This window comes from Microcoleus sp. B5-D4, from assembly GCF_036705145.1.
Classification (GTDB): domain Bacteria; phylum Cyanobacteriota; class Cyanobacteriia; order Cyanobacteriales; family Microcoleaceae; genus Microcoleus.
The window spans coordinates 1-15,302 of sequence record NZ_JAUBTV010000015.1; the positions used below are offsets into that span (position 1 = coordinate 1).

The window sequence follows — 15,302 nt, forward strand, 5'->3', positions numbered from 1 at the left end:
CTTTGTCTCGGATGATTCACTTTTACCCCCTCAATCCGCGTATGTGCCAGTTGGGGGTGCGGAATGTGGGTTATAAACCCGCCCCCACACCGCTAATAATGTACATCAACCAACACGGGCGATCGCCTGAAAAAAATGTATATTTCGATTTACCGTGGGGCGGGGGCGGGTTTTTGAGATTATTTGTTTGAGGCGTAGATTGTCGAAAAACCCGCCCCTACAACCAATATTTTAATTCCCCAGTATGAAGTAATTGGGCCTAATTAACAGGACATAATATCACAACTAATGACTAATGACCAATGCCCCATGCCCAATAACTAATGCTTTTCACCCAAAATAGCATAAACCACAGTCTCTTCTTTTTTGCCGCGCAATAGAATTGAGCCTACTTTTTGGCCTTCGTAGCGATCGCGCACATAAGCAAAAGTCCTCGCCGTCACCAACAAATTAAAAGGACTGTCAGAAACAATTTCCTTATTCATCGCCTCCAATCTAGCAGCAACGTTGACAGCATCGCCAATCACAGAATAATTCAAACGCCGGGAACCGCCCACGCTACCAGCAACTAACTGTCCGGTATGCAAACCGATGCCAAACTTAATTAAAGGTTTGTGTTCACTTCTAAGCTGCTGATTAAGTTGGTGCAGCCGTTCGTGCATCGCAATACAAGCCGCAACTGCATTCAAAGCATCTTGTTGAATTTCTCGATATTCGGTATGGCAAAAAGGCACTCCAAAAACTGCCATAATTGCATCACCGATGTATTTATCTACAACGCCGCCGTGATCCATAATACAGTTAGTCATCGCTTCCAAATAATTGTTCAACCAGGTGAGTAAATCTCGCGGTCGCATTTTTTCTGAAATGGAAGTAAAACTACGAATATCCATAAACAGCACCGTTGCTGTAAGTTCTTGAGGTTCGAGTTCTCCCTGTTCAAATATCTCCGCTTTGCGTTCCCAAATAAGCTGAGCTGTCTCCGGAGCGACGTGCTTTTCAAATAACCTCATCAACTGCTGCTTTTCGTACTGTTCCCGCAGTTGCAAAGCAGTGCCCGATAAAATGAGGGTGCCGATAGGTGCGGCAATCGGAACCCACCAAAAAAAGAAGCCAAATAACAATGCACCAGCCCCAATCCAAATTATAGGCAAACCGAGAGCGATCACAATTCTCTCTTTAACACCTCGGTTGCCCAGAACCAAAGCGGTAAGCGGGCCAATCCCCAACAATAACAAAATTTCTACGAGTACCGGCAGTCGCTGCAGCAAGCGTTGATTGAGCAAATTGTCAATCAACGCTGCATATAAATAAACCCCAGCCGTAGTCTTGTTGAGAGGTGAAGATATCGGATCGAAACCGGTAGCAACTATGCCCACTAAAACTAACTTATTAGTCAGATCATCTGCAGGAATTCTACCTTCTACGACATCAACAAAAGCATAGGTAGGTAGATTTTCTGTTTTCCCCGGCCAGTTAACCCAGACTTTTTTTTCCTGCTTATTTTTGGACTGTGGGAGCAATACTGGATCTTGGGGATTAGCAGCATTGTACCTGTGAGTCATTGCTAAACCAAAATTAGGAATCCCGTTGAGAAAGATTTTTGACTCGCGGGTAATACCGTCGCTATCGGCTTCTTGGCTGATGTGGCCGACACCTGCGGCGACTGCTTTTAAAGATGCTACGGGTTCTTCTTTGGGGGTTCTAGGGAGTACAACTTTGCCGTTGGCGGCGATCGCAGCGGCTAAAATATCATCTTTCGGACTTGGATCGAGGAAAAGAATGTCAAAACCAACTGCTGTAGGGGGAGATTTTTTCAGCGCTTCTAGCAGTTGGGCGTAGCGGTTGCGGGGCCAAGGAAATTGACCGTATTCTTGCAAGGAATGCGGTTCGATCGCAATTACCGCAATTCTCGAATCCCATCCAGGATTTGGCAAAATTCCAGATTCTCGAATTTGAAATAGCATTTTGTATCCCAAATATTCAAGGGGTTTCCATATTCCAAATTGCAGCATGGCGACAGACATTATACCTACTAATGCCCCTGTCATCCAGGGAGGATTTGTGGTTATATATTGCCGGAGTCCGAGCAGTTTATTTTGTTTGAGATGATCAATCCATTCTTTTAACTTCATGCAATTAATTTGACGCAATCATTGACATTCGAGTCCGAACTTCGAGAGGAGTGAGAGTCATGAAGTTTTACAATACCGCAAGGGCGAAGGGTGAGGCAAAATTTATTTATTTTGACTACCGAGATTCACCGCGAAATGCTTCGCACCTACACAAAATAATCAACCCTGATAGGAGTTAGGATCTAACTCACATCTTGCACCATTGTCAAGAACAGGCAAGATGCCTGTTCCACAAAGAGTGAATTTTCTTGTGGAACAGGCCGGAAAGCCTGTTCCTAAAAAGCTTATTGAGAATGATGCAACATCTCAGATCTAACTCACGTCCTCAGAGACTGCCCGCGTAAATTACTCGCGACGATAGGTTGTTTAGCGAACTGCGAGGCTGTAATGCCTTTGTGTGACTGACGGGCCTCGCACTACGATTTTGAGGCGGCGACTTGGGGGTAAAATTCCTTGGATTTTGAAGTTGCCATTTCGATCGATCTTAATTTCTTCGTTGTAGACATAAACTGTGTCGATCGGGTTAATTTGACCGCTGAGGCTATAGATATTGCCGCTGAGTCTCAACAAACTGCGGACTTTGAGTTGAGCTAGGCGAGGGCTGGCTGAGGGCGCCACGGGGGAGGTTTGAGGGAAAATAGTCGTGGAGTTGCCGCTGTTGAGAACTACTTCTGAGTCGGTGTTGCCGGATACTACGACTGCACCTTCAATAGTTTGGACTGCGGTTTTGCCACCACTGACGCTGACGCCAAAGGAGGTGCCGCGGACTCCGGCAACGCCTTCTGGGGTTTCAACCCTGACTGGGGCCCTTTTGGCAGAACGGGTTTTTTGGGCAATTTGACTGGATTTGCCGAGTCCGCTGAAGGTATTGAGGGCGACTATTTGGTTTGGGGGGATAATTGTTGAGGTGTTGGCTGCGGGAGTTGCCGCAGCAGTTTTGCCGATCGACAATCTGACTCGCCCCCTGCTGACAAAAATGGCTGTGCTTTTTTCGCCACCTGCACTGCTTGACAAATCGGATATTCTGACTGTGGTTTTTTCCGCAACTTCCACGGTGCCGATGTTGTTGTCGATGCCTAAACGGGCTGTGGAATTGGGGCCGGTGATGATTTCGTCTCCGGGCGCGAGTAGCCGATCGCCCACAACCGCCGGCCGCCCTTTAAAGCTGACTGTACCGCGAATTTCTTCTATTTCGAGCGATCGTCCGCCCGCTGTTCCCTGAGCGTTTATCGTCTCTGCTGGGGATGAATTCGCCGCCACTGTTGTCGGATTTGTTGGAGAGTTTGAGGCGGTTGGCAGTGCTGGCTGTCGATCGACTGAGATAATTTTAGTAGCGTTCAACTGCTGTTTGGGGGATGGAGAGAGCGGACTGGCGATCGTCCCACGAAAGGGCTGCAGACTGGCCAGCACAGCCAAGGACAAACTTAGGAGCGGAATTTTGGTCGATCGCCAGCACGTAAAAATTTTATTCATTATTTCAATTTTGTGATCTTGAAGTTCCTTGACTTCCTTTCCTCTATTAGACTCCCTAAATCCGGCAATCGTTCCATTTTTTATGCCGTAACACAGCAGCAAAAATAAACTTTATCAGCCTGAAAGTTTAGCATTAAAAATTCTTTTTTTGGTCAGATTTTAGTAAACTGTTACAACATGGCATTTTACTAAAATCTGAGCTTCTGGAAATTTTGCCAACCCGACTCAAAGTCCTTTGCAGCATGAAGTTTCGCCGCTGTCAACATCAGAGAGGGCCGATTTATATATAGCCAACATAAAATTAATTACTGCTTTTGAAGGCCTTTTGGCTTCTGCCTGAAGGATGACTAATTAGGGATAAATTCTGTAGTTGTGGCAATTAATAAAAAACTTCTTTTTGCGAAGCAATAAAAAATAATTATCTAAGTGGTGAACAGCCTCTGCCAGTGGAGCTTGCCACTGTGAAACCTTATGAAGCAAACCCAAGCGAATCAGGGTAGACGATCGACAAACTCCGACTAGAATACCGTCTTTTAGGGAAAGTTGGTGGAAATTTCGATGGAAAATCATAGGGAGCGATCGACGGAGGGTGTGGCTGTTCCGAAGTAGACGCCAAACTGTAAAATAAACGGTTGTATAGAGCAGGAGAACAATTTCAGTGGCAATAGAAGTAGGTCAGAGAGTGAAGGTGCGCCGTCTCAGAGATCGGATACCTGCAAATATGGTGGGCAAGATAAAGGAGAATCCAGTAGGCACTGTTGACGGATTCAGAATGGTTGACGGTAGCGGAGTAGGCGTGGTTGTCAAGTTCGACGGTTTTGCGACTTGGTTCTTTGAAGATGAGCTAGAACCCGTTTAACAGATGTAGAAGGAAGAGGGGCACGACACGGATTCGGACACGGATACACGGATTGAATTTAACTGTGTTTCCTTTCGTCTCCTACTCTCCCCCTCTCCCACTCTCCCCCTCTCCCCCTCTTCCCCTCTCCCCCTCTCCCACTCTCCCACTCTCCCACTCTCCCACTCACCGACTCTCCTCTTCCTCCACTGTCCCCCCTCCCCCACTCTGGCTGAAGGTTGCGCTTAAATGTTAAAGAGTAAGCTTTGGCAGTGAGAACAGAAAATGGCTTTGATTTTGACATTTTTGGGCAAAGGCGGCACTGGCCGCAGTACGATCGCGATCGCAACAGCTAAAAAATACGCGGCTCAAGGCAAGCGAGTTCTGCTGCTCGGCCAAGATCCGGGCCCTGCATTGGGTATTCTGCTAGGGGTTCCCCTGACTCTCAACCCCCAGGAAATCGCCCCTAACCTCAAAGCAGTTCAGGTGCAAAGCGGGCCACTGCTAGAACGCAGGTGGGACGAAGTTAAACAACTAGAAGCTCAATATGTCCGTACTCCGTTTTTCAAGCAGATTTACGGTCAAGAATTAGGGGTGTTGCCGGGAATGGACAGCGCGCTGGCGTTGAACGAACTTCGGGAATACGACGACAGCAAACAATACGATGTAATTGTTTATGACGGCAATGGCGGCATGGATACGCTGCGGATGCTGGGAATGCCGGAAATTCTGAGTTGGTACATCCGCCGCTTCCGCCAAGCTTTGGTAGATTCGGATTTGGGTAAAGCTTTGTCGTCGTCGCCTTTTATTCAACCGCTTGTCAGTACCGTGTTGACGGTGGATTTGTCGGGAGACAATGCTTTTCAATCTACTAAGCAAGTCGATAATCTTTTGGATAAGGGTAAGGAAACGCTGGCAGATCCGAACCGCACGGCGGCTTTTTTGGTGACGACTGGGGATGCAAGTGCGATCGCAACTGCCCGCTATCTTTGGGGAAGTTCTCAACAAGTTAGTTTGACTGTGGGCGGTGTCATTGTTAATCAAGCACCGGTTACAGAAGCTATTACTGCCGATTTTGAGCCTTTGACGGCTGTTTCGGTTCCGGCGCACACTGACAATAATTGGCAGCCGCTAATTGATGCTTTGCCAGATTTTTCGGAGGCCGCAAAAGCTCCTAAACCGATTAACATAAACATTGCACAGCGTCAAGTTAGTTTGTTTTTGCCTGGGTTTGACAAGAAAGAAATTAAATTGATTCAATCGGGGCCGGAAGTGACGATCGAAGCGGGCGATCAGCGGCGCAATATTTTGCTGCCTCCGGCGCTAACTGGTAAATCTGTTACTGGTGCTAAGTTCCTGAATGGTTACTTGATTATTTCTTTTTAGGGTAAGGAAGAAGGCACGACACGGATTTTGACACGGATACACGGATGAATTATCGAGTTCTCTAATATCATGTGTCGTAGATTCGTTGTTGTGTAATTTCTGCGATCGTAGGGGCGGGTTTTACCAACCATAATCGCCTGAAAAAAACAATCTCAAAAACCCGCCCCAACCCAACGAATAATATTAATGTACATTCAGATTTATGGTGGGTGGGGGCGGGTTTATATGAATTGTCGATCGTCGTTATATATTGTTGGTGAACCCGCCCCTACGACATTTGGTAATTAAATCGACATCAACGCGCAAAATGTACATTCACCCCCAAAATCTGCTACAATCTCCAACAACACATCATCCACCCAGCCAATGTTCCGACAAATTTGGCAACGCATCCTCAACCTGTGGCAGCAAATTCAGCGGCGATTCCGCAAACCAGTACCCCCAGCGCCAAAGCCAACTCCGATTCGCACTTTTGGGGAATACGAACAGAAATTTTTGCAACTGTTAGAAGGAGTTGAACAAGGCTGGAGTCGGGGCGATATTAAAGGCTTTTTAATCGGCTGCAAAATCAAAGATGCTGAGTGGGAAAACTGGCTGCAAGAATTTGGAGAAAGGTTGCTGGTATCCCCGGAAACTAATTTAGAATTGGGTGGGCGAATGGTGCGGCTGGGTGAGATGAATTGCGGGAGAATTAGTGAGGTGGCTGGGAATATTGGCAGGGAATTGTTGGCTGGGGAGAGTTTGAATCGTAATTCTGCGGAGGTGCGAGCGGAGATAAGTGAAAATATAGTTTCTCGATTGTTGGGAAGGGAGGGTGTGAGTGTTTCTTATACAGATAATTCATCGGATGCTAACCAATCTGATTTAACTTCGGAGTCAGAATCAATAGAAAGAGAAATCAGTAAAGAGGCTATAGAATTATATAACAAAGGAGTCGATCGCTATAATGCAGGAGATTTAGGAGGGGCGATCGCAGCCTTCAAGAAAGCCTTAGAAATTGACCCGAAATTCCAGTATGCCTGGAACGGGCTGGGCAATGCCCTAAAAGATTTGGGCCGCTACAGTCAGGCGATCGCAGCCTTCGAGAAAGCCTTAGAAATTGACCCCGAATTCCACATTTCCTGGAACGGACTGGGCAGTACCCTAAGAGAGTTGGGCCGCAGCAGTGAGGCGATCGCAGCGTTGGAGAAAGCCTTAGAAATTGACCTCAAATACCACTTTGCATGGAACGCGCTGGGCAATACGCTAAGAGATGTGGGTCGCTACAATGAGGCGATCGCAGCCTTCGAGAAAGCCTTAGAAATTGACCCCAAATTCGAGGATGCCTGGAACGGGCTGGGCAATGCCCTAAGCGATTTGAGCCGCAACAGTGAGGCGATCGCAGCCTACAAGCAAGCTTTAGAAATTGACCCCCAATACCACTCTGCCTGGAACGGACTGGGCAATGCCCTAAGTGATTTGAGCCGCAACAGTGAGGCGATCACAGCCTATAAGCAAGCTTTAGAAATTGACCCCCAATACCACTTGGCATGGAACGGACTGGGCAATGCCCTAAGTGATTTGAGCCGCAACAGTGAGGCGATCGCAGCCTACAAGCAAGCCTTAGAAATTGACCCCAAATACTGCAATGCCTGGAACGGGCTGGGCTTTACCCTAAAAGATTTGGGCCGCTACAGTGAGGCGATCGCAGCCTTCGATAAAGCCCTAGAATTTACAGGCTATCAAGACTGGATGGCTTGGGGCAATCGAGGTTTCGCATTTTTCCACTCCGGGCGCTACATTGAAGCAATTCAAAACTGGGATGAAGGCTTGCAGAAATATCTCCCAAGCAACCACAACTATCGCCTCGCTTGTGGCAATTTGCACCAGGCAAAAAGCCTGGCACACTACAAACACGGTAAACAAACAGCAACTTATTGGGAATCTTTCCACAAAGCCAAAGCCAGCTACGAACAAGCCCGCGACTTCTTGAAATCACCCCTCATCCCAGAAACTTATTTAGAAGTAATGCAAGGCTTAATTACCGTCTGCCGCAGCTTGGGAGATGCCAAAACCAGCGAGTACCTTACCGAAGCTACTACCGTCTTAGAAAATCTAATTTTAGACAATGAAACTTACCCCGAAATCAAACAGCGACTCCAGCGCAAATTTGCCGGACTTTACCAGTTAGAAGTCGATAGCCTCGTCGAGTCTGGCGACCAGGTAAATGCACTGGAAAAAGCCGAATCCCGGAAAAACTTTTGCCTGCAATGGATGCGCGCAACTTCGGCAAACCCCACCGCCAGCCCGACTTATCCCCAAATCCGAGACATACTCACAAACAACACCGAAACGGCAATAATTTACTGGCATCTCAGCCCAGTTTCCGTGACTGCTTTTATCATTACCCTAGAAAAGTTTGAAGTTATTTCCACACCTCTGTGCGACTTATTCCCAAAGGAGAACAGTCAGAGTTTAGAAAAATGGCTTAAAAACTGGAAAACCAGCTATCAAAATTACGGCAAAACTACCAGCAAACAGCAAAGCAAAGAATCCCATCCCTGGCGCGAGTCAATGACAGCGCAATTGCCACAACTCGCTGACATCCTCAAAATTCCCGAAATTTGTACGCACCTCACCAATATCCAACACTTAATCTTAATTCCCCACCGCGACTTGCACCTGCTGCCACTGCACTTTTTATTCTCCGATAATCTTTTCACTATCACTTATCTGCCCAGCATCCAAGTTGGGATAGACAGACTAGACAGAAAACCCTCACATTCAATGTCTATGCTGTTGGTAGAAAGCCCCGATCCATTACTTTTTGCGGAAATAGAAGCGCCCGCGATCGCGAATTTTCACCTTAATTGCAATACCATCTCCAGTTCACAAGCTACCACAGACAATCTTAAAGAAGCTCTGCAACAAGCTGCTGACATATTCCATTTTACAGGTCACGCCTACCACAACACAAAACAGCCATCCCAGTCAGCGCTCATCCTGAAAAACAAACAGCCCCTAACTTCAGAAGAAATTGCCAAATTCGATTTGAAAAGCTATTATCTAGTCTGCCTTTCCGCTTGCGAAACTGGCATAACAGGAAAAGAAGAACTGATAGATGAATTTGTCGGTTTAGCCAGCAGCTTTTTAGCTGCGGGTGCTGTTTACGCCCTCAGCACTCTCTGGATAGTTGATGAGATTTCTACCGCATTAATGATGATTCGATTCTATGAAATTCTGAACCAACAGCGTTGCCAAAATAAGTTACATCCGGCACTAGCCCTCAAAGAAGCACAAAAATGGCTCCGAACTATTACCTACAGCGAACTATCCGACTGGTATCTCGAATTGTCTGAAATAACGTACAATTCCAGTTGCAGTCAAGATTTGAGAGACGAAGCTAACCTAATCCGCAGAAATAATGCTAAAATGGAGTCTGATGAACCGCCTTATGCCGCTCTCTATCACTGGGCAGGTTTCACGATTACTGGTAAAGTTAATCCCTAACTTCCCAACCATCGACTATTATGAAAGCAACAGATATTATTCGGCTACAAGCCATTGGGGCTACTTTAGCTCAACTAGATTCATCTATTCAACTTGGCGAGTTGGAAGATAGTATCATAAGTTCTGCGATATTGGCTTTTGAAAAATTAGCCGAACAAAACAACACTCTGAACGAAATTTACACAAAAGAACGCCTCGACTTAAAAGAGCAGTACCAAGCAAAATCAAAAGACAAACGATACCAGCCGACAAGTGACAGCATTTACAGCACGGATGCTGCAAATTTAAGCCCTTCCTTTCCTCAGCCGCCAGGAGAAGTGGAAAATCCCTCTGAAATAGCTAAAGCCTTTGACAATTTAATTGCATCTTTTAATAAAATCAAAAGCCTGTACGCGGTTGAAAACCCGCTAGAAAGTTTTCAAATCATCATCGAACAAGAAGCGATCGCACCTTTGATTCTGGAAGGTTACGATCGCATTCGAGCGCTATTTCCTACGGAAATATTAGGCTTGGAAGTGAAAACCGACCCAGAAATTGCCAACTGGCGATCGCTGTGGATTGCTATCTACACTAAGCTCGAAGTCGAGGAAGCTTTTGCAAAGTTAAACATCCTTGATGATAGTTGGTGGCTCGAAGCTAAAATAGCTGCCCCAAAAAATGATTTACATATTAGCCTTGAATGGGAGTCAAATGAGATTTGATTGGTCTGAATATTTGAATTTAGCTCAAGATTTAGCTGCCACGAATAGTGACAGTTCAGATAACAGGGAAGCCAAGTTGCGATCGGCGATAAGTAGAGCATACTATTCGACATTTTGCCTAGCGCGAAATTACTTGCGCGACATTGAAAAAGACCCAAGACTTTTTCGTAAGAATCGCGATATCAACGAACATCAATATGTAGCAGAAGAATTTATATACCACCCAACTAAAAAGAAAAACATGGTCAAAATAGGTGAAAATTTAAGCAGATTGAGAGAACTTAGGAATAAAGCTGATTATGAAGATACTATGTTTAACTTACCAAGAGAATCGAAAACTGCGTTAATGCTAGCTGAGAATATTATTTCAGCGTTAAGTAACTTAACTGAATAATCCGGCAAATCTGAGATGTTGCACCATTCTCAATAAGCTTTTTATGAACAGGCTTTCCGGCCTGTTCCACAAGAAAATTCACTCTTTGTGGAACAGGCCGGAAAGCCTGTTCTTGAGAATCGTGCAAGATGTGAGGCAAATGGGAATCGATCGCAATAAACTTAAATGGCAACTCCTGCAAAAACCCGGTTTATTGAAGAAACCGGGTTTTTTAAGACAGCTAACTAACTTTTACCGTTACCGTTTCCATTGCCGCCAGTCGTTAACAAAACCCGCTTAGCTAAAGGTTCCGGCACTTCTTGCAGCCGATCGAACTCCCAATTAAAAAATCCAACTCCCATCGTCTGCGATCGCAATTCTACGATCAAATTCTGCATTTCTGCGATCGGCAAATAAGCAGAAACTGCATCCCATCCCTTCCAGTCTTTTTTACCTTCGTAGCCGAGAATTTGGCCCCGGTGTCCGCTGACCAACTGCAACACCTTTGATGTACACTCGTTCGGAGCGCAAATTTCAACTTTGGCGATCGGCTCCAGCAATGCCGGTTCGCACTTGGCCATTCCCTCCTGCATCGCCAAACGCGCCGCTTGCTTGAAAGCTTGTTCGGAACTGTCAACGGTATGATAGGAACCGTTCGTCAGCGTCACCGCTACGTCTACCACCGGGAAACCCAGCGGGCCCCGATCCAAATACTCGCGCACTCCGACTTCCACGCCGGGAATGTACTGTTTTGGAACGACGCCGCCGACTATTTTGTCGGTAAAGGTGAAACCTTCTCCGCGAGGCTGCGGTTGAATGTCGAGGTACACGTCGCCGAATTGTCCGTGTCCCCCGCTTTGGTGTTTGTAGCGCCCGTGGATGGAAGATGCAGGTTTACGGATGGTTTCTTTGTACGGCACTTGCGGTAAGTGAGTTACCATCGGCAAATTATACTTGCGGCGCAACCTGTCTAAGGCTACTTTTAGGTGGATTTCGCCTTGACCCCAAAGTATAATTTCGTGAGTGTCGCCGTGCTGTTCCCAGACTAAAGATGGGTCTTCTTCTAGCAATTTAGCTAAAGCGGAGCTCAGCTTAACTTCATCGTTGCGCTTTTCTGGGACGATCGCCAGTGCGTAGACAGGCGGGATGATTTCGGCTTTTGGCAATAATTCCTCCGAACCCAGCGTATCGCCTGTTTTCACGCCTTCTAGCCTTCCCACAGCCACAATTTCCCCGGCGCTGACAGACTGCAAACTTTGCGTTTGCTGGCCGGTCAAGCGGTACAAACCGTTAACTCGAACGCCGTTCAAATTTGCTCCATCTGTCAGCGTCCCCCGCCACATTCTCACTAACGATAGTTTGCCTCCCTGCGGCGTGTAATAGGTTTTGAGGATTTGAGCCAGAACTTTGTTTTCACTTTGTATAATGCCTCGGCGATCGGCTGTAGTTTCGGGTGTCGGCGCTTCCCTCAGCAACGCTTCCAGCAGAGGCCGCACGCCGAAATCTTGTTCGGCGATGCCGATGAATACTGGCACAATTAAATCTGCGCCTAATTCCATCTTTAAATCGCGGGTAATTTCTTCAACGTCGGGATTGATTTCTTCGAGCAATTCTTCGAGTAAATGGTCGTCAAAATTCGCCAATTCTTCGAGCATAAGCTGCCGCGCTGCGCTTTCTTCTGCTTTGAGGTGTTCTGGAAGCGGGACGGGATCTGCGGCGGCGCCCGGATGGTAGTGGTAAGCTTGTTCGGTTACTAGGTCGATAAAACCGATGATTTGTTCGTTTTTGCCGATCGGATATTGGTGAGGTACGATCGGTCTACTGGAAACGGATTTGAGCGCGTCAATCACCTCGGTGAAGTTGCTGCCGCAAGTAGTTTCGTCTGTGTAAGCTCGATCGATCTTGTTGATGAAAACTAGGTGGGGAATTTCCCAATCGTCGAGGAATTTAAACAGGGGTGCGAGGGTTAAAGTGCGATCGGCAACGGGTTCGCAAACAATTATCGCCGCATCCACACCGATGAGTGCATTGTAAGTTTCTTGGGCAAATTCTACCGAACCCGGACAGTCGAGAAATGTGAAGCGGACGCCTTGATATTCAGCGGTGGCGGCGTTTACTTCTACGCTCATTTGGCGATCGCGTGCTTCGGGCGAACTATCACCTATTGTGTTGCCATCTTTGACATTTCCTTTGCGGGTAATTGTCCCTGTCACCGACAGCAAACTTTCGAGCAGTGCGGTTTTACCGCTTAAATAAGGGCCAACAATTGCAACGTTCCGCGTGGCCCCAAGGACTTTTTCGTTCATATTCCCTCCAACAGAAAACTTGTTTTCCATTGCTCTTAGTGCAATCTGTTCTATACCATTTTCTAGACTTTTTCTAGGTTAATTTTTATTGCAGTTTTGAGCAATTTCAGATTTTGGTATGATTCTATACTTTTGACGGTAGCGTGTTTTGAGTGACCAAAACACAAATTGTAGTTTTTCTTAATATTTGGATTTTTTAACCGCAGAGAACGCAGAGAACGCAGAGGAAGAGAAGAGAGAGACTAATAATTTCTGGTTCCCAGGCTTTGCCTGGGAACGTATTTCTAGAGGCTCTGCCTCGATTTTAGCTGTTTTTTGTGTCTAATTTCTCAGGAGTCGCAAACCGCTTAATGTGACTATTACTGTAGAGCCTTCATGACCGATGACGCCTAAAGGCATGGTGATGTTTCCGAAGAAATTGGCAGCCAATAACAGCACAATGCAACTGAGTGCAAAAACAATGTTTTGTTTGACAATTTTTTGAGCGCGGCGGCCTAAACTAATTGCTTTAGCTAGTTGCTCTAATTTATCTGCCATTAATACGATATCAGCAGTTTCTAAAGCAACGTCGCTGCCGGAAATTCCCATCGCAATGCCCACGGAAGCTTGAGCGAGGGCGGGGGCGTCGTTGATGCCGTCTCCTACCATTGCTACAGTTTGATACTGGGTTTGCAGTTGTTTTATTGCCTGCACTTTGTCTTCGGGCAAAAGTTCGGCGTACACTTCTTTGATGCCTAATTGACGGGCGATGTGTTGAGCTGTTTTCTCGTTGTCGCCGCTTAGCATAATTATATGTTCTACGCCTAATTTTTGCAAGTGTTTTAATGTTGCTGCTGCTTCGGGGCGGATGGTATCTGCTACTGCAATGATTCCTAAAAGTTGATCGCCTTTTGCCACCCAAACAACTGTTTTACCTTCGGCTTGTAACTGCTGGCTGATTTGAGCTAATTCGGAAGTTGCTTCGACAAATTCGGCTTTACCAATGGCAATGATTTGATTGTTGACTTTGCCGACAATTCCTTGACCGATTTTTGCTTGTACGTCGGTAGCGGTTGACAATTGTAACTGTTGCTGCTGGGCGGCGCTGACAATTGCAGAGGCGATCGCGTGTTCGGAATGAGCTTCTAGGGCTGCTGCCAATTGCAGAACTTCTGTTTCAGTATATCCGGCTGCTGGTACAATTTGGATAACTTCAGGTTTTCCCGTGGTGAGAGTTCCGGTTTTGTCAAAGGCGATCGCCCTGACTTTACCAATCATCTCTAATTGCGCGCCACTTTTAAACAAAATCCCCTGTCTCGCCCCGTTAGCAATTCCCGAAAGCAGCGCCGGCATAATCGAAGCCATCAGCGCGCAGGGGGATGCGACTACTAGGAAAATCAGCGCCCGATAGATTGTCTCTTCCCAATTCCAGCCCAAAACAAAGGGCGGCAAAGTTGCCAGCAGCAAGCCTAAACCGACAATTAATTTGGCATAACCGCGCTCGAATTTTTCCACAAACATTTGAGAAGGCGGCGCTGCTGTTTGCGCTTCTTGAACCAGCCGAATCACTCGCTGAATCAAGCTGCTTTCTGGAGTTTTATGAACTTCGAGTTTCAGCGCGCCGACACCGTTGATTGTACCTGCATAGACTTCATCGCCGCTGGTTTTCTCCACGGGCATCGATTCGCCGGTAATCGAGGCTTGATCGATCGCACTGTAGCCTTCAATAATTATCGCATCTGTGGGGATGATTTCTCCGGGCTTGACTAAAATGTAATCGCCAATTTCCAATTTGTCGATCGCAACTTCCCGTTCCCCCCCGTACATTACCACCCTAGCAGTATCCGCAGTCAAACTCATCAAACTGCGGATGCTGCGTTCAGTCCGCTGCATAGCATAACCTTCAAGGGCGCCGCTAATTGCAAAGATTAAAATCAACACCGCACCGTCAACAATTAAATGATATTCTTGCCGCCATAGCCCTAAACCGGCCGCGCCCAAAGCAGCGACAATCATTAACAAATCTACATCTAATTCGCGTTCTTGAAAAAGCGTAGTTAAGCCTTCGCGGGTACTGGAATAGCCGCCGATAACATAAGCTGCGGGTAAGATTAACACGGCTACACCCAGCCAGCCGAGTTGCAGGGCTAGGGAACCCAAGATTACTAGAATTCCGCACAGGGCGGCAGTCACAGCGTCTGGATGTTCTTCTGCTAACTGGGAGATGCGAGAAATTGACAAAGAATTAGAAGTCATTTGTAAAGCTTGATTTGGTAGAATGACTCTTTTAGCCTAAACCTTGACATTAGTGTCAATGTCAAGAGTGAAACTAAAATAAATCCAGCATCAACTCGCCTCTCGTTGAGTACCAGAGTCAGACAGTCCGACAGGGAATGAATTCCCTGTCTCATAGCGCAAGTCCTCTGAAAGAGGACTGAAGATAGCTGAGAATTGAATTTAATGTTTCAGTCGGTTTTAACTCACATCTTGCACCATTCTCGCTTAACAGGCTTTTCGGCCTGTTCCACAAAGACTATATTTTCTTGTGGAACAGGCCGAAAAGCCTGTTCCTAAAAAAGTAATTGAGAATGGTGCAAGATATAAGTTTTAACTGAGATATTG

The 15,302-nt window shown here is 46.5% G+C and carries 10 protein-coding genes; 6 read left to right on the top strand and 4 right to left on the bottom strand.

Translation table 11 applies throughout. The features are described from left to right. Window positions 1-191 (top strand): hypothetical protein (locus QUB10_RS09860; RefSeq protein WP_333201646.1); only part of this gene is annotated, 191 nt, incomplete at its 5' end. 129 nt (window positions 192-320) lie between these two features. Here QUB10_RS09860 and QUB10_RS09865 read toward each other — a convergent pair. Both QUB10_RS09865 and QUB10_RS09870 read right to left on the bottom strand, forming a co-directional pair. Continuing rightward, entirely contained in the window at window positions 321-2,135 is a 1,815-nt protein-coding gene (locus tag QUB10_RS09865; protein WP_333201648.1) for an adenylate/guanylate cyclase domain-containing protein, read from the bottom strand. A 366-nt stretch (window positions 2,136-2,501) separates the two neighbouring features. Continuing rightward, window positions 2,502-3,608 (bottom strand): FecR family protein, encoded by a 1,107-nt coding sequence (locus QUB10_RS09870; RefSeq protein ID WP_333201650.1) that lies wholly within the window; start codon window positions 3,606-3,608, stop codon window positions 2,502-2,504. 658 nt (window positions 3,609-4,266) lie between these two features. On the opposite strand from QUB10_RS09870, the gene petP reads away from it, so the two are divergent. The 5 genes from petP to QUB10_RS09895 all read left to right on the top strand — a co-directional run bounded on the left by petP (window position 4,267) and on the right by QUB10_RS09895 (window position 10,416). Then, a complete protein-coding gene (gene petP, locus QUB10_RS09875) occupies window positions 4,267-4,467 on the top strand; it encodes a cytochrome b6f subunit PetP (protein WP_333054278.1) in 201 nt (66 codons plus the stop codon). Window positions 4,468-4,731: 264 nt separating this feature from the next. Continuing rightward, complete coding sequence (locus tag QUB10_RS09880) at window positions 4,732-5,832, top strand: Get3/ArsA fold putative tail anchor-mediating ATPase NosAFP (protein WP_333201652.1); 1,101 nt, start codon at window positions 4,732-4,734, stop codon at window positions 5,830-5,832. Window positions 5,833-6,198: 366 nt separating this feature from the next. Then, the gene (locus QUB10_RS09885) at window positions 6,199-9,321 is read left to right on the top strand and encodes a tetratricopeptide repeat protein (protein ID WP_333201654.1); all 3,123 of its coding nucleotides are present in this window, start codon (window positions 6,199-6,201) and stop codon (window positions 9,319-9,321) included. Between the two features lie 20 nt (window positions 9,322-9,341). Further along, the gene (locus QUB10_RS09890; protein ID WP_333201656.1) at window positions 9,342-10,022 is read left to right on the top strand and encodes a hypothetical protein; all 681 of its coding nucleotides are present in this window, start codon (window positions 9,342-9,344) and stop codon (window positions 10,020-10,022) included. Further along, the gene (locus tag QUB10_RS09895; RefSeq protein ID WP_333201658.1) at window positions 10,012-10,416 is read left to right on the top strand and encodes a HEPN domain-containing protein; all 405 of its coding nucleotides are present in this window, start codon (window positions 10,012-10,014) and stop codon (window positions 10,414-10,416) included. Before QUB10_RS09890 ends, QUB10_RS09895 begins: the two co-directional genes overlap by 11 nt. A 224-nt stretch (window positions 10,417-10,640) precedes the next feature. Here QUB10_RS09895 and QUB10_RS09900 read toward each other — a convergent pair whose 3' ends face one another. Next, window positions 10,641-12,701, bottom strand: a complete 2,061-nt coding sequence (locus QUB10_RS09900; protein WP_333201660.1) for an elongation factor G — start codon at window positions 12,699-12,701, stop codon at window positions 10,641-10,643. 321 nt (window positions 12,702-13,022) lie between these two features. Continuing rightward, a complete protein-coding gene (locus tag QUB10_RS09905) occupies window positions 13,023-14,936 on the bottom strand; it encodes a heavy metal translocating P-type ATPase (RefSeq protein ID WP_333201662.1) in 1,914 nt (637 codons plus the stop codon). Window positions 14,937-15,302 lie beyond the last annotated feature (366 nt).